Source organism: Porticoccus sp. (genome assembly GCA_023261185.1).
GTDB classification, from domain to species: domain Bacteria; phylum Pseudomonadota; class Gammaproteobacteria; order Pseudomonadales; family Porticoccaceae; genus Porticoccus; species Porticoccus litoralis.
In genome coordinates this window covers 1-15711 of record JALRJN010000058.1, presented here as the reverse complement: position 1 = coordinate 15711, position 15711 = coordinate 1, and the positions used below count along the sequence as shown (strand labels likewise).

General features: G+C 54.4%; 17 protein-coding genes. 16 read left to right on the top strand and 1 reads right to left on the bottom strand.

What is annotated here, in order from left to right; genetic code table 11:
* Nucleotides 1–43: 43 nt before the first annotated feature.
* The gene (locus tag ACYZYZ_RS05365) at nucleotides 44–1159 is read left to right on the top strand and encodes a M14 family metallopeptidase (RefSeq protein ID WP_461483520.1); all 1116 of its coding nucleotides are present in this window, start codon (nucleotides 44–46) and stop codon (nucleotides 1157–1159) included.
* A gap of 18 nt (nucleotides 1160–1177) precedes the next feature.
* Here ACYZYZ_RS05365 and cobB read toward each other — a convergent pair whose 3' ends face one another.
* Nucleotides 1178–1891, bottom strand: coding sequence for a Sir2 family NAD+-dependent deacetylase (gene cobB / locus ACYZYZ_RS05360; protein WP_461483519.1), 714 nt, complete (start codon nucleotides 1889–1891; stop codon nucleotides 1178–1180).
* A 133-nt stretch (nucleotides 1892–2024) separates the two neighbouring features.
* On the opposite strand from cobB, the gene arsS reads away from it, so the two are divergent.
* The 15 genes from arsS to smc form a co-directional block, all read left to right on the top strand.
* On the top strand, nucleotides 2025–2999 hold the full coding sequence (gene arsS, locus ACYZYZ_RS05355) for an arsenosugar biosynthesis radical SAM (seleno)protein ArsS (RefSeq protein ID WP_461483518.1): 975 nt from the start codon (nucleotides 2025–2027) through the stop codon (nucleotides 2997–2999).
* Nucleotides 2999–3691, top strand: a complete 693-nt coding sequence (locus ACYZYZ_RS05350) for a TIGR04283 family arsenosugar biosynthesis glycosyltransferase (RefSeq protein ID WP_461483517.1) — start codon at nucleotides 2999–3001, stop codon at nucleotides 3689–3691. Before arsS ends, ACYZYZ_RS05350 begins: the two co-directional genes overlap by 1 nt.
* Nucleotides 3669–4307, top strand: coding sequence for a TIGR04282 family arsenosugar biosynthesis glycosyltransferase (locus ACYZYZ_RS05345; RefSeq protein ID WP_461483516.1), 639 nt, complete (start codon nucleotides 3669–3671; stop codon nucleotides 4305–4307). Before ACYZYZ_RS05350 ends, ACYZYZ_RS05345 begins: the two co-directional genes overlap by 23 nt.
* A 126-nt stretch (nucleotides 4308–4433) precedes the next feature.
* Complete coding sequence (locus ACYZYZ_RS05340) at nucleotides 4434–4616, top strand: PA3496 family putative envelope integrity protein (RefSeq protein ID WP_305169290.1); 183 nt, start codon at nucleotides 4434–4436, stop codon at nucleotides 4614–4616.
* A 107-nt stretch (nucleotides 4617–4723) separates the two neighbouring features.
* Nucleotides 4724–5362, top strand: a complete 639-nt coding sequence (ccmA, locus tag ACYZYZ_RS05335) for a cytochrome c biogenesis heme-transporting ATPase CcmA (protein ID WP_461483515.1) — start codon at nucleotides 4724–4726, stop codon at nucleotides 5360–5362.
* Nucleotides 5363–5364: 2 nt separating this feature from the next.
* The gene (gene ccmB / locus ACYZYZ_RS05330; protein WP_461483514.1) at nucleotides 5365–6036 is read left to right on the top strand and encodes a heme exporter protein CcmB; all 672 of its coding nucleotides are present in this window, start codon (nucleotides 5365–5367) and stop codon (nucleotides 6034–6036) included.
* 43 nt (nucleotides 6037–6079) lie between these two features.
* A complete protein-coding gene (locus ACYZYZ_RS05325; RefSeq protein WP_461483513.1) occupies nucleotides 6080–6832 on the top strand; it encodes a heme ABC transporter permease in 753 nt (250 codons plus the stop codon).
* Nucleotides 6829–7059 carry a heme exporter protein CcmD gene (gene ccmD, locus ACYZYZ_RS05320; RefSeq protein WP_305169286.1) on the top strand — a complete coding sequence of 77 codons (231 nt, stop codon included), beginning with the start codon at nucleotides 6829–6831 and terminating at the stop codon, nucleotides 7057–7059. The genes ACYZYZ_RS05325 and ccmD overlap by 4 nt, the downstream gene beginning before the upstream one ends.
* Nucleotides 7060–7065: 6 nt before the next feature.
* Complete coding sequence (ccmE, locus tag ACYZYZ_RS05315) at nucleotides 7066–7524, top strand: cytochrome c maturation protein CcmE (RefSeq protein ID WP_305169285.1); 459 nt, start codon at nucleotides 7066–7068, stop codon at nucleotides 7522–7524.
* A 32-nt stretch (nucleotides 7525–7556) separates the two neighbouring features.
* Nucleotides 7557–9530, top strand: a complete 1974-nt coding sequence (locus tag ACYZYZ_RS05310; RefSeq protein WP_461483512.1) for a heme lyase CcmF/NrfE family subunit — start codon at nucleotides 7557–7559, stop codon at nucleotides 9528–9530.
* Nucleotides 9531–9543: 13 nt separating this feature from the next.
* Nucleotides 9544–10068 carry a DsbE family thiol:disulfide interchange protein gene (locus tag ACYZYZ_RS05305; protein WP_305169282.1) on the top strand — a complete coding sequence of 175 codons (525 nt, stop codon included), beginning with the start codon at nucleotides 9544–9546 and terminating at the stop codon, nucleotides 10066–10068.
* A gap of 9 nt (nucleotides 10069–10077) precedes the next feature.
* Complete coding sequence (locus tag ACYZYZ_RS05300; RefSeq protein WP_461483511.1) at nucleotides 10078–10449, top strand: carboxymuconolactone decarboxylase family protein; 372 nt, start codon at nucleotides 10078–10080, stop codon at nucleotides 10447–10449.
* Between the two features lie 43 nt (nucleotides 10450–10492).
* Nucleotides 10493–11014 carry a cytochrome c-type biogenesis protein gene (locus ACYZYZ_RS05295; protein WP_461483510.1) on the top strand — a complete coding sequence of 174 codons (522 nt, stop codon included), beginning with the start codon at nucleotides 10493–10495 and terminating at the stop codon, nucleotides 11012–11014.
* On the top strand, nucleotides 11014–12204 hold the full coding sequence (gene ccmI, locus ACYZYZ_RS05290) for a c-type cytochrome biogenesis protein CcmI (RefSeq protein WP_461483509.1): 1191 nt from the start codon (nucleotides 11014–11016) through the stop codon (nucleotides 12202–12204). The genes ACYZYZ_RS05295 and ccmI overlap by 1 nt, the downstream gene beginning before the upstream one ends.
* A 130-nt stretch (nucleotides 12205–12334) precedes the next feature.
* The coding region (smc, locus tag ACYZYZ_RS05285) for a chromosome segregation protein SMC (RefSeq protein ID WP_461483508.1) at nucleotides 12335–15711 on the top strand (3377 nt) is incomplete at its 3' end.

Sequence of the window (15711 nt, the reverse complement as noted above, 5' to 3'; positions counted from 1 at the left end):
GGTGTTAAACTGATGAAGATGACAGAGAGGTAGGCAGTCGACGATGTCTCAGGGACCAGCCTTTCAGGAATTGAATAACCCGCCGGTTTCGTCCATTCCAGCATCTGTAGAAGACTTTCTGCAGCAGCTGGCTGTGCCCACCCTGCTACGCCTGGATGGCGTAGATCAAGGTCGCTGCCGTTTTGTGGTGACACTGTTACACGGTAATGAGCCCTCGGGGCTTAAGGCGATTCACCAGCTGTTACTGGAAGGTTTTCGGCCCCAGGTGACGACGTTTGTGGCAATTGTGTCTGTCTCTTCGGCACTGGCGGAGCCGCTGTTTACCCACCGTTTTCTTCCCCCGTTGGAGGATATGAACCGGTTGTTTACCTCCCCGGTGGCAGGGGAGCAGGGGCAACTGGCTCAAGCGCTGCTGGCGTTGATCCGGGATCATCAACCGGAAGCGGTCATAGATATTCATAATACGTCCGGGGACGGGCCTGCATTTGCTGTCTGCGCGGCTGAGCACGACTGTTTTTATGACTTGGCACCCCTGTTTACCCACCGTTTGATCATTACTGATATTCGCCTTGGCGCCCTCATGGAGGTAATGGATCTGGGCTGCCCGATCCTGACTGTGGAGTGCGGTGGTGCGAATCAGCGACTGTCTGATTACGTCGCTATTGAAGGTCTGCGGCGATTTCTTACCGCGAGCAATCTGGCAGAGGCGGCCTCACTGCCCAAAGAAGAAAAACTGGCGCTGGATATTTATCGCCACCCGGTGCGACTGGAGCTGCAGAAGGGCGCTAGCCTCTGTTATGCAGATACGCCTTGTGAAGGCGTGGATATCACACTACCCACGCAGATCGATCGCCGCAATTTTGGCATTGCCCGGGTGGATTCTCCCCTGGCCTGGTTGGGGCCAAAGGGGCTGAATGCTCTCAGACTGGTCGATGCCACAGGGCAGAATGTGATCGATCAGTATTTCGTGGCTCGCCAGGGCAAGCTGTTTCCACGGGTAACGCTGAAGTTGTTTATGGTGACAACCACACCGAGGATAGCCCTCAGCGATTGTCTGATGTACGCGGTTAAAGAATCCTATCACCAGCTCGAGGAAGCCCCGACCGATGACCACTGGCCCGATTTTTTTGCCGGGGCAGGTTCCTTATCCTCAGGCTGACAGCCGGATTTCTGGCGGTCATGGGCAGATAGTATGCAGGTATTGGGGCACTACTTCTGAAGCCATTCCATAGCACTGTTCTTCAAACCGAGAACCATTGGCAGAGGGTTCAAGGTTCAGCTCTACCGTATGGGCGCCGGCAGACCTGGCGATTTCAAAAAAACCTGCAGCCGGGTAGACATTGCCCGATGTGCCGATGGCAATGAACAGGTCACATTGATCCAGCACCCGGTAGATCTCATCCATATAAAGCGGCATTTCGCCAAACCAGACCACGTGCGGCCTTAACCGACCCGGGATGCCGCAGCATGGGCAGACTGAGTGGGTAGCCGTGTCTTCCTGGTAATCATAGATTTTTCCGCTGGCACTGCAGCGAATTTTGAGCAGTTCACCGTGCATATGGAGCGGCTGGCGGTTTCCAGCCTGCTCGTGGAGGTTATCAATGTTCTGGGTCACCAGGGTAAAAGTGCCTTTAAACCGTTTTTCAAAATCGGCCAGCGCCTTGTGGGCGGCATTGGGGGCAATATTTTCGTGGAGCAACTGGTGTCTGCGCAGGTTATAAAAGCGGTGGACGGTATCGGGATCGCGTTCAAAACCTTCAGGAGATGCCACATCCTCAATGCGATGATCTTCCCATAGGCCATCGCTGGCGCGGAATGTGCGAATACCGGATTCTGCAGATATGCCTGCGCCGGTTAGCACGACAATAGACTGATAAGGTGTAGTGCCCATAAAAAAATGTCTTCTATTCTCAGCTGAGGGGTCTTTAGTTGATACATACTAGCAAACGGTCATGCAGCAGCAATGGCAAACTTTTTCACCTCAGCCTGGTCTCAACCTGCACATAATTTGGCAGAATGAGCCGATGCTTGATACCAAACCGTTATTGCTCAAAACCGATTTCCCCCCCCTAAAACGCCAGGGTCTTAAAAATCTGCAAGTGAATCTGGGTTACCGCTGTAACCAGAGCTGTAGTCACTGTCACGTCAATGCCGGACCCGGTCGTACAGAGATGATGAGCGCAGACACGGTGTCTCTGCTTGTGGACGTATTGCGCCAGACTTGCCCGGACACACTCGATCTCACCGGGGGCGCACCTGAGATGCACCCACAGTTTCGTGACATCGTACGCGAAGCCGTGTCCCTGGGTATCAAGGTGATTGACCGCTGCAACCTGACTATCCTGGTCACTGAGGGGTATGAGGATACGGCCGAATTTCTGGCAGAGCAGGGTGTGACCGTGGTGGCGTCACTGCCTTGTTACACCGAGCAGAATGTCGACCAGCAACGCGGCAAGGGTATTTTTAAGCAGAGTATTGATGGACTTCAGCGGCTTAATCAACTGGGTTACGGCAGGGATTCCGGGCTGCCTTTGAATCTTGTTTACAACCCGGGGGGCGCTTTTCTGCCGCCTCCTCAGCAACAGTTACAGGAAACCTATCGGGAGCGCCTGTACCGCGATTTTGGTATCGACTTCAACGAGCTGTACACCATTACCAACATGCCCATCAGCCGGTTTGGCGCGACATTGCTGGCCAAAGGTGATTACGAGCCCTACATGCAGTTACTGAAAGATAATTTTCAGGCTGCCAATCTGGAGGGCTTGATGTGTCGCGATACGGTCAGCGTTGATTGGCAAGGGAATCTGTTTGATTGTGATTTTAACCAGATGCTGGCAATGCCGATGGTGGCAAGCGACCAGCTGATAGCATCGGACCGGCAGCGCCATTTACAGGACCTGCTGCTATCCAATCTGGAGGGGCAAACCATTGTCGTGGGTGATCATTGTTATGGTTGTACGGCAGGTCAGGGCAGCAGCTGTGGCGGGGCGCTGGCCTGATGCCCCGGGTTTCCCTGAGTATTGTGATACCTGTGCTCAACGAATCCGGTGAAATTGTTCATGCCCTGACACTACTGCAGCTATTGCGTGATCAGGGAGTTGAAGTGCTGCTTGTGGATGGTGGCAGCGAGGACGATACCGTACGGCTGGCAAAGCCCCTGGTGGATGTGGTGATAGACAGTGAACGCGGCAGGGGTTTGCAGATGAATAGGGGCGCGTCCGCTGCCAGTGGTGACTACCTGTTGTTCCTGCATGTGGATAGCCATCTACCGCCGACATTTTCAACAGATGATTTGCTTGGGGCGGCATGGGGCTTTTTTCCGGTGCGCCTGAGTGGTCGGGCCTGGCTTTTTCGTGTGATTGAGAGGGCCATGTGCTGGCGCTCGGCTCTCTCGGGTATTGCCACCGGCGATCAGGGATTGTTTGTGCGCCGCGACCTGTTTGACGCAATTGGTGGTTACCCGGCAATTCCGTTGATGGAAGATGTGGCTATTTGTCGGCTTCTTAAGGGCCAGTGTCGCCCCTCACGACAGCGTCACCCTGTTACTACTTCCAGCCGCCGTTGGGAAAACCGGGGAATCTTGAGAACAGTTCTGGAGATGTGGCGCCTGCGCCTGGCCTATTTTTTCGGGGCGTCCCCACAGTATCTGGCTGGCAGTTATTACACGAATGACATCGACCGACACCGCTAGCTGCCTGGTGCAGTTTGCCAAGGCACCGATCCTCGGACAGGTGAAAACCCGGTTGCAATCCAGTCTGGGAGAACAGGGCTGCCTTGATTTGCATTGTGCGCTGGTAGAACACGTGCTGTCGCAGTTCGTGCATGAAACAGGAATCTGTCAACAGCTCTGGTGCAGCGAGCCGCACCCGTATTTTCAGCAATTGGTTGAAGGTCTTCCTGTCTCGCTGCATCTGCAGCAGGGGAACGATTTGGGTATGCGCATGGCTTCAGCATTTCAAACCTGCTTGCACCACTACGACAAGGTCGTGTTAATCGGTAGTGACTGCCCGGCACTCTCGGTTCAAACCCTGAATGCCACGTTACAGCTGCTGGATGAGGTGCCCGCTGCCTTTGTACCTGCCGAGGACGGTGGCTATGTACTGGTGGGATTAACCCGGTTTGATCCCACGTTGTTCCAGGGTATTCCCTGGGGCTCATCTGAAGTCATGAATGCCACCAGGTCACGTTTATCAGAGATCGGTTGGGACTGGCGAGAGCTGGAAATGCTGTCCGATATTGACCGCCCGGACGATTTGTACCTCCTATCCGGCTACAAAAAACTGGATTTTTTTGCAAAAAACTACTAATACCATGAAATATAAGGGGTTATTTTTCTTGACCGTTTATTGATTTGCACCTATTTTGCGCAAAAATGCAGTGATAAATTCACTGTTTCGCTGTAGTGGTCAATATCGAGATGGAGGTATTTCGGTATGAGTAGCGAAGACGCAGTAGAAGATGACGATTTCGACGTCGAGGATGACAACAATACTGAAGAGCCGGAAGCGGAATCGATAAAAGTCATGACATCTGAATCCAGGCGCCGTCTTGAAGACCGACTGGAAGAACGTCGTCTGCAAAAAATGATACGCGATTACGATTTCGATCTGGATTAATCTTTTCGGCCGGGCTCTATCGTCGATCCTGGCCGTGTCAACTTTTTACCTCCCCTCCATAAGTTTTGGCATAATAGCGCTTTTGCCACTGTCCGGACCCGTAGCCGTTGTCGCAACCCGCTGTTTTTAAACTCCATGACATAGCCTTTGAGCGTGATGACAGACTGCTGTTTTCCACTGTCAACACGGAGCTCAATGGCGGCGACATCCTTCAGGTTGAGGGCCCCAACGGGGCTGGAAAAACCACACTATTACGTATCATTGCTACGGCTCTTTCGCCCACTGACGGCATATTGAGCTGGCAGGGTATCGATATCCGTCGTCAACGCAGTGAATACCTGCAGAGCCTGCTGTTTCTTGGGCACTTGCCGGGCCTCAAGCAATCCTTGTCACCGCTCGAAAACCTGCAATGGTGGCGCCGTGTGCATACCGATCAGAACCCGTTGGGTGATGAAGAGGTGCTGGCCCAGATCGGTTTGCGCGGGTACGAGGATGTCCCCTGTTATTCCCTGTCTGCCGGGCAGCAGCGCCGTGCAGCGTTGGCTCGTTTACTAGTGACCGAGGCGCTCTTATGGGTGCTGGATGAACCGTTTACCGCCATAGACAAACAGGGGGTTGCCGAGCTGCAGTCCCTGCTGGTGAATCACGCCGGGCGCGGCGGCATGGTCATTCTGTCTACCCACCAGGATGTCGGCATCCCGGGTATGCGCCGTCTCTCTCTGGCGGGTTCTGGAAGGGTGTCCTAGTCATGGGAAGTGGTTTTCTCGCGATACTGAGACGGGATCTGTTGCTGGCTTTCCGCAATCGTGGCGAAATCGCCAACCCGGTCATCTTCTTTTTTATCGTTGTTACCCTGATTCCGCTGGGATTGACCCCTGAAGCCAGTCGTCTGGCAGAAATTGCCCCCGGCATCCTGTGGGTGATGGCACTGCTCGCCTCCCTGCTGTCCGTCGATGGCCTGTTCCTCAGCGATTACAGGGATGGCACCCTGGAACAGCTGGTGATTTCACCGCAACCTCTCTACTTGATGGTATTGGCAAAAATACTTGCGCACTGGCTGATCAGTGGCCTGCCTCTGACCCTTTTGTCGCCGGTTTTGGGTATGATGCTGTCCTTGCCGAAAGAAGGTTATCTACCATTGGTAGTAAGCCTGTTTATGGGTACTGCGGTACTCAGCCTGGTGGGTGCTATTGGCGCTGCACTGACAGTGGCACTGCGCAAAGGTGGGCTGCTGCTGTCATTAATTGTTGTTCCACTTTACATGCCCGTGCTGATCTTTGGCTCAAGTGCGGTGCAGCGAGCGGTAGATGGGTTTTCGGTGCAGGGTCCTTTGGCGGTAATCGGAGCGTTACTGGCTTTTTCCCTATTAATATCACCCTTTGCTACTGCGGGTGCTTTGCGTGTCGGCATGAATGGTTGAATCTGCGATGGTCAGTAAACGGCTGAAGAGAGGAAATTAACGAATGTGGCAGTGGTTTCATCGCCTGGGTTCGCCACGCTGGTTTTATCAGGCCAGCGGCAAGTGGTTACCGTGGTTAACGGCAGCAACTGTGTTGCTGCTGGTTGTCGGTATTGCCTGGGGGCTGGGTTTCGCTCCCAGAGACGCCAAGCAGGGTAACAGCTTTCGAATTATTTATATTCACGTGCCAGCCTCATTTCTGGCGTTGGCCGGCTATTACGTGATGGCTTTTTCAGGTGCGGTTGGTCTCATCTGGAAGATGAAACTAGCCGATATGGTCATGAAGTCTGCGGCGCCTATTGGAGCAGTGCTGACATTCATAGCCCTTTTCACCGGTGCGGTCTGGGGTAAACCCACTTGGGGAACCTACTGGGTTTGGGACGCTCGAATTACATCCATGCTGGTGTTGTTTTTCTTATACCTGGGCGTGATTGCGCTGCAGTATTCCTACAGTGGTCAGGATGCGGCCAACAAGGCCAGTGCCGTGTTGTCGCTAGTCGGTATGGTGAATATTCCCATCATCTACAAGTCCGTAGACTGGTGGTATACGCTGCATCAGCCGGCGACGATCAAACTTACGGAGGCTCCGTCCATGCATCCGGACATGTTTCAGCCGCTGTTAGTCATGATCCTCGGGTTTTACTGTTTTTACGCCCTGGTACTGATACTGAATACCCGTGCTGAAATTCTTTACCGTGAACGTCGTACCCGCTGGGTGCAGGAAATGGTCTCCCCCGTGGAGGGAACGCAACCATGATATTTCGTTTTGACAGTCTTCAGGACTTTCTGCAGATGAGTGGGCACGGCCCCTACGTCTGGTCTGCTTATGCGGTCTCTATTGCCGTCATGCTCTGGCTCGTTGCGAGCCCGTTGCGCCGTCGCCGTCAAATACTGGCCGATGTACAGCGGCAGCAACGCCGGGAAGCTCTGCGCCAGTCTGAAGACGCTGTTGATGACAACTACGTGGCAGAGAACCGGAGTTAGACAACCATGCACCCAATACGTCGACAACGTCTGGTAATGGTGATTTTTATCGTGGTGGTAGCATCCATCGCCGTGGGTTTGATGAGCTTCGCCCTGCGTGAAAACATCAACCTTTTCTATCCGCCGACAAAAATTGCTTCTGGTGAAGCACCCAAGGATGTTCGCATCCGTGCCGGGGGAATGGTCGTGGATGGCAGCATGAAGCGTGCGGATGACTCGCTCTTTGTAAGCTTTCTGATTACCGATGGTGAAGCGGATGTCGAAGTGCATTACACCGGGATTCTGCCAGACCTGTTTGCCGAGGGTGAGGCAGCTGTGGTAACCGGTGAACTGAATGCAGATGGCGTTTTCATGGCCTCGGAAGTCCTGGCCAAGCATGATGAGAACTACACACCTCCGGAAGTGGCAGATGCAATGGACGCCGCTCACCAGCGGGCTCAACAGTCTTCCAGTGAAGACAGTTGATGGAACAGTCTTTCTCTCAAAGGGGATAAAACTTGATTGCTGAATATGGCCATTTTGCCCTGATTCTGGCACTGGTGCTGGCAGTACTACAGGCGGTGATTCCGCTTGCAGGCGCATCTGTGGGTAACCGTTTGTGGATGGCCTCTGCGCGCCCGCTGGTGGCTGGCCAGACGGTAATGGTGGCTTTCAGTTTCGGCTGCCTTGTGGCACTGTTTCTCAACGACGACTTTTCCGTGAGTTATGTGGCCAATAACTCCAACACCCTGCTGCCGACACAATATAAAGTTAGTGCGGTGTGGGGTGCCCATGAAGGCTCGTTGTTATTGTGGGTGTTGATTCTTGCGCTGTGGAGTTTTGCCGTGGCGCTCTTCAGCCAGTCGCTGCCTCGTTCACTGGTGGCGCGGGTCATTTCGGTGATGGGTATCATCAGCGTCGGCTTTTACCTGTTTCTGCTGTTTACTTCCAATCCGTTTGAACGCGAACTGCCGTTTTCACCCATTGAGGGTGCAGATCTCAACCCGTTGTTGCAGGATTTCGGGCTGATTGTTCACCCGCCCATGCTCTACATGGGGTACGTGGGCTTTTCCGTGGCTTTCGCTTTTGCCATTGCCGCGCTGTTGGCGGGGCGTATGGATGCCGCCTGGGCACGCTGGACACGCCCCTGGACCAATATCGCCTGGATGTTTCTGACACTGGGTATTGCTCTGGGAAGCTGGTGGGCCTACTACGAACTGGGCTGGGGTGGCTGGTGGTTCTGGGACCCGGTGGAAAATGCCTCCTTTATGCCTTGGCTGGTGGGTACGGCATTGGTGCATACACTGGCGGTCACTGAAAAGCGCGGGGTATTCCGCAGCTGGACGCTACTGCTGGCTATTTTTGCTTTCTCGCTGAGTCTGCTGGGAACGTTTCTGGTGCGTTCCGGGGTGTTGACCTCGGTTCACGCATTTGCTGCGGACCCGGAGCGGGGCGTGTTTATTCTGGCCTTCCTGGCTATTGTGGTGGGCGGTTCCCTGTTTCTTTATGCCCTGCGTGGCCCGTCGGTAAGAAGTACAACCAGTTTTAACGGGTTTTCACGGGAAATGTTTCTGCTGATCAATAATATTCTACTGGTCAGTGCCATGGTTATTATTCTGTTGGGCACCCTATACCCACTGATTGCGGATGTGCTGGACTGGGGCAAGATCTCAGTGGGCCCTCCCTATTTCAACCTGTTTTTTGTGCCGCTGATGCTGGTTTTGGCGGTACTGATGGCAGTGGGCTCGGTATTGCGCTGGAAGCGTAACAGCCTGAGCGATTTGACACGTTTCCTGAATGTGCTGGTTGTTGTGTCACTGCTGGCAGGGGCGTTGTTCCCACTTTTCTATGGCGACGAATATTCGTTGATGGCGGCTGTGACTGTGGCAGTGTCCACATGGGTTTTTGCCGTCACGCTGAGAGACATCTGGCAAAAGAGCGGCCACTCCCGTTCCCGCTGGCACGGATTGCTGCGCCTCAAGGGCAGTTATTTTGGCATGGTCCTGGCTCACCTGGGCATTGCCGTCTGTATGGTGGGTGCGGGCATGACCACTATCTACAGCGAGCAGCGTGATGTGCGCATGGTTCCCGGCGATTCGGCAGATCTGTTGGGTTACCATTTTGAGTTTGTTGAAATGCGCCGGGTTCAGGGGCCGAACTATATTGCTGACCAGGCAGTGGTGGCGGTGACACGGAATGGTCATGCCATTGACCTGCTGCATCCGGAAAAACGACGTTACATGGCCAGCGGTCAAACCATGACGGAAGCAGCGATCGGCAGTGGTTTCTGGCGCGATCTCTACGTTGCGCTGGGGGAACCGCTGGCAGGTGATGCCTGGGCCGTGCGTATACACATCAAGCCGTTTGTCCGCTGGATATGGCTGGGTGGATTGTTGATTGCGCTGGGAAGCTTTATCGCCGTGTTGGATAAGCGCTACCGTCACCAGCGGGCAAGCCAGACCGCCAGTGATGCCCTGGCATCCGGTGCTTGAGGAGGCTGACACTGTGTCGAGACTGAAGTTATTTATTCCCCTGATGGTTTTTGTGGTATTGGCAATCTTTCTGCTGAATGGCCTGAGCCGCGATCCCAATGAAATGCCCTCGGCACTGATCGATCGTCCGGTGCCCGCGTTTTCATTGCCGGTGTTGGGTGATCAACAACAGATGATGGATGAGAAAATCTTTCAGGGTAAACCGGCCCTGTTCAATGTCTGGGGAACCTGGTGCATTGCCTGTCGTGTTGAGCACCCCTATTTAAACAAGCTGGCGCAACAGGGTGTCCGAATTGTTGGCCTGAATTACAAGGATGACTTGGCCGAGGCCGAAAAATGGCTGGCGGAAAAGGGCGATCCCTACGAACTCAGTGTGATTGATGCCACCGGCCGGTTGGGGTTGGACCTGGGTGTTTTTGGTGCCCCGGAAACCTATGTGGTCGACGCCAATGGCACCATTCGTTACAAACATGTGGGCGTTATCGATGAGAGCGTCTGGCAAAAGAAAATCCTGCCGGTGTGGCAACAGATTCAATGAGGAAGCAGCATGGCTGAAGAAGACTATCACCGGGGTATGAAGGTTCGCCGTCAGGTGATGGGTGATGTGTTTGTCGATCGCGCTATGGATAGTATTACTGAGTTTACTCGCCCGGTGCAGGACTACATCAACGAAAACTGCTGGGGTTCCGTCTGGGCCAGGGATACTCTGCCCCTGAAGACCCGCAGTATTATCACCATCGCGACATTGGCGGCTCTGAAGTCGCCCACTGAACTGAAAGGTCATGTGCGCGGTGCACTGCGCAATGGTTGTACCCCGGAAGAAATTCGTGAGGTGCTGCTTCATACTGCCCCGTACATTGGTGCTCCGGCTCTTCAGGAGGCCTTTCGAGCAGCGAAGGAAGTGATTGAAGACCTCTAATACGGCAATGTCTATGCGTGCTTTTTTTGTGACTAACAGCGGAATGAATAGGGCCACGATGTGTCTTGGCATCGCTCTGCTATGGCTGGTGTTGCTCACACCCTTTCAAGCAATGGCCGCTGTGGATGTAAAAAGCTTTAGCAGTGACTCGGAGCGGGAACGCTTTCTGACATTGGTCAATGAGTTGCGCTGTCCCAAATGCCAGAACCAGAACCTCGCTGATTCCAATTCGCCCATTGCTGCGGATCTGCGCGATGAAATCTATCGCATGTTGGAAGAGGGTAAGTCGGATCAGGAAATTGTTGATTTTCTGGTATCACGCTACGGGGAATTTGTGCTTTACAAACCACCAGTGAAATCGACAACCCTGCTGCTCTGGTTGATGCCAGCAGCATTGCTCTTAATCGGATTATTTGTGGTTTTTATGGTGCGACGCCGGCAACAACCTGCGGCGGATGCGCATTCATCCCTGGACGGTGATGAACAGGCCCGCCTGCAGGCCCTGCTGAGTGAGTCCAAAACAGGCGCTGGCAATTCAGTCGATACCAAAGGGGATGCACATTGATGTGGTTGATTTTTGCGCTGCTGTCGCTGGTCGCTGCAGCGTTCGTGGTTTATCCCCTGTTTTCCCGTTCTTCCCGACAGCAACATACCGAGCCTGTGCATGCCAATGTGGTGCTCTATCAGGAGCAGCTGGCTGATCTGGACCGCCAGCTGGCGGATGAAGAAATTGATGCAGTTCAGCACGCTGAACTGGTGGCTGAACAACAGCGGTTGCTGCTAGCCGATGAAAACCTGACGGACTCCCATCGCCAGGCCCGTGGTCGTGGTGCCTGGTTGCTACTTGCCGGGCTGCTGATCGTACCCGTGTTCACGTTCACTCTATACGAGATGCTCGGTGCCAGTGATGATGTGTCCATCACGACCATTATGCAGGATAGACTGCGGGGCAACTTGGATCAGGCTGAAGATGCACAGCTTCGCGAGCAACTGACGCAACGTATCGGCAGGCGTCTGATGAGCCAGCCGGATAATATCTACTATCTGGTTTCCCTGGCACGCCTGCAGTTGGAGAGCGGGGATATGCTGCAGGCCAGTGCGACCTACCAGCAGGCCGTGGCGGTGAGCCCGGATGATCCAGATCTGTTGGCAGAATATGCTCAGGCCATGTATTTCGCTTCAGGTAACAAGTTTGTGCCAAGCGCGGAAAGTGCCCTTGATCGGGCGCTATCGCTGGATCCGAATAATCTGACGGCCTTGGGTTTACAGGGAATTCGTGCCTTTGAAAATGCAGATTACACATTGGCTATTGCCAGTTGGCAATCGGCGCTGCGGGCCATTTCACCCGCCACTCCCCAGGCACAGGCGTTGCAGGCAGGCATTGCTCGTGCCAAGCAGCAGTTGGGCGAAGAGTTGCCCGGTATTAAGGTGCAAGTAACGTTGTCGCCGGAGCTGGCGGCAGACCCGGAGCTGCTGGTTTATGTGTTCGCCAGAGAATGGCAGGGTCCGCCGATGCCTTTGGCGGTAACACGACTGCAGGTGGCAGACTTGCCGGCCTCAGTTGTGTTGGATGACACCATGGCCATGCCCGGAGGCAAACCGTTGTCTTCCGTGGAGCAGGTTCAGGTAGTGGCCAGGGTGTCTCAAAGTGGCTCGGCCATTCCCGCGTCGGGTGACCTGGAAGGTGTCAGCGGGGCACTGAACCTCTCTGAAGGGAGTGTTTCAGAAGCTGTCATTATCGACCGAAAATTATAACCGATGGCCGCTTGTGGCCCTGGTACAGCCGTGTAAAATCAACACCTTTAGCTGCGTCTAATCGCTATCAATACAGGTGGCATTTCGCAGAGTTTGTTCTGGCCGGAAAGCCGACTTCAAAGAGACATACATGCGCCTTAAATGTATCAAATTGGCAGGATTCAAGTCATTCGTTGACCCCACCACGGTGTCTTTTCCCAGCAACCTTTGTGCGGTTGTAGGTCCTAACGGCTGCGGTAAGTCCAATATCATTGATGCGGTGCGCTGGGTGATGGGTGAAAGCTCGGCGAAGCACCTGCGCGGTGAGTCCATGACAGACGTGATCTTCAATGGCTCCGGCGGGCGCAAGCCGGTTGGCCAGGCGTCCATTGAGCTGGTGTTTGACAATTCCGACAGCACACTTGGCGGTGAGTACGCCAGCTGGAGTGAAATCTCCATCAAACGCAAGGTTACCCGGGACGGACAGTCCAACTATTTTCTGAACGGCAACAAATGCCGCCGTCGCGATATCACTGATATTTTTCTTGGCACCGGTCTCGGTCCGCGCAGTTACGCCATCATTGAACAGGGCATGATTTCCAACCTGATTGAAGCCAAGCCCGATGAACTGCGTGTTTATATCGAGGAAGCTGCCGGAATCTCAAAATACAAGGAGCGCCGCAAGGATACTGAAAACCGTATGCGGCGTACCCAGGAAAACCTTGAGCGTTTGACGGATATTCGCGACGAGTTGGGCCGCCAGTTAGGCCGCCTGGAACGGCAGGCACAGGCGGCTGAAAAATACGCTGAATTGAAAAAGGAAGAACGTCGCTTAAAAGCTGAATTACAGGCATTGCGTTGGCGTTTGCTGGAAGGGCAGATGGCCGAACGCAGGAAAGTGATCACTGAGTTCGAGTTAAAGATAGAGGCATTGGTCACCGAGCGCAGCAGCTGCGACACCACCCTTGAGCGTGCCCGCACGGAATATACAGAGCTGGGTGACACCTTTAATGAAGTGCAGGGTCGCTTCTATGCCATTGGTGCCGAAGTGGCTCGCATCGAACAGGCGATTCAGCACGTGCAGGATCGTGCTCGTGAGCTGGAACAGGATCTGGCCCAGACCGAGCGCAATTATGCCGAATCTGAAGAACATCTGCGTAGCGATCGCCAGAAAGCCGAGAGTTGGCAGCGGGAACTGCAGGAAATTGTTCCCGAACTGCAGCAGGTCACCGCGGCGGAAGAGCTTTCCCAGGCAGAACTCATTGCCTCGGAAAGTGCCATGCAACAGTGGCAATCTGCTTGGGATGATTTCAACCAGCGCGCAGCAGACCCGAGGCAGCAGGCAGAGGTTCAACAGTCCCGTATCCAGCACCTGGAACAGGTGTTGAGGCGTCTCGGGGAACGAATTGAGAGTATTCAGCAGGAATATCAGGACCTGGGCGACAGCCAGGTGCAGGAAGAGATTGCTCTGGTTCAGGAACAACTGGCCGAAGTGGAGCTGACCCTCGGTGACCAGCAAGCCAATCTTGAACAAATTAACGGCAAGATAGAACAGGCCCGGCTCCAGGGCGATCAGGCCGGTAGTGAACTGGATAGGCAGCGAGGCCAATTGCAGACCCTGATGGGGCGCCGGGCCTCACTGGAAGCTCTCCAACAGGCGGCGCTGGGCGGCGACGATGAGCAACAGCAGTGGATCCAAAGCAATCAACTGCAGGCACAGCCGCGATTGGCGGAAACCCTGCAGGTCGAAAGCGGTTGGGAGACTGCGGTCGAGGTGGTGCTGGGTAACTACCTGCAAGCACTGTGTGTCGATGATCTCTCAGACCTGTCGGCACAGCTAGCCAGTTTCAGCAAGGGAGAGCTGGTGTTGGTAGATAATGCGTCTGTCACTGCACAGGGCTCTGTTGCGGCAGACCGACTGGCTGCCAGGGTGAACAGTCCCCATGCCGCGCAGTTGCTAGGTGGTGTCTATGCGGTCGAGCAGCTTTCTGATGCGCTTCAGCTGAGGGCAAAACTGGAAGCGGGTGAATCAGTAGTAACACGTGATGGCCTCTGGTTGGGTGCTAACTGGCTTCGGGTCGCTAGGGATCAGGATGCCCAAGCTGGTGTTCTGAAGCGTCAGCAGGAACTGGAGTCACTGGAGCAGCGTCAGGCAGAAACCGAAGCAGCCATTGAGTCTTCCTCTCAACAGAAAGAAGCGGCTGAAAAAGCATTGCATGATCTGGAAGTGCAGCGGGAATCCATTAGCCGCCAGGTCTCCGAACAACAACGCCACTATGCCGAGTTGCGGTCTTCACTCAGTGCCAGTCAGATGCAGGTGGAACAGTTTGCCGCTCGACGTGAACGCGCAGACAACGAACTGGCGGAAGCGAAACAGCAGCAGACCCTGGAGCAGGAGAACCTTGCCGAAGCTCGACGCTTGCTGTCTGCAGCCATTGAGACCATGGAAAAGGATGCACAACAGCGGGAGGAGCTGTTACAGCAACGGGACGGTTTGCGGACTTCTCTGGATGAGTCGCGCCAGCATGCACGCCACGATCGGGATCGAAAGCATGAGCTGGCGATGCGCGAAAAATCCCTTAGCACGAAGTTGCAGTCAATCCGCGAGGGCATTGGTCGACTGGAAACCCAGGTAGAACGCCTGCAGGAACGTCGTGAGCAGCTTCGTACCACATTCAGGCAGGATGAAGATCCCACCCAGGAGTTGAAGGAGCAACTGGCAGAGCAACTGGAACGCCGCTTGCTGGTGGAGAAAGAACTGGCAGATGCCCGTCAGTCTCTGGAGGCAGTTGAGCACCAGATGCGCGAAAGCGAAAAGCGCCGGGCAAACCTGGAACAGCAAATCCAGGAACAGCGCAGCGAACTTGAACAGCAGCGGCTGACGGCACAGGATCTTGTCACCCGCAGCAAAACCATTGTCGAACAGATTGGTGAACAGAAATTTGACCTGGAAACCCTGCTGGCGTCGTTGGCAGAAGACGCAGACCTGAGTCAGTGGGAAACTGAGCTGGAAAAAATGGCAAATCGCATCCAGCGTCTGGGTCCCATCAACCTGGCAGCAATCGACGAGTTCAAGATCGAGTCAGAGCGCAAAACCTATCTCGATGCCCAGAATGCCGAGCTGGAAGAAGCGCTAGAGACACTGGAAAACGCCATTCGCAAAATTGACCGTGAGACTCGCACGCGCTTCAAGGAAACCTTTGACCGCATCAATGTTTCCCTGCAGGAGCTGTTTCCGAAATTGTTTGGTGGTGGCCATGCCTACCTGGAAATGACCGGTGATGATCTGCTGGACACGGGTGTGGCGATCATGGCTCGCCCTCCGGGTAAAAAGAACACCACCATTCACCTGTTGTCCGGTGGAGAAAAAGCGATGACGGCAATCGGTCTGGTGTTCTCTATCTTTCACCTCAACCCCGCACCATTCTGTATGCTGGATGAGGTGGATGCACCGCTGGATGATGCCAATGTCAGTCGCTACGCCCGTCTGGTGGATGCGATGTCTGAGCATGTCCAGTTCATCTATAT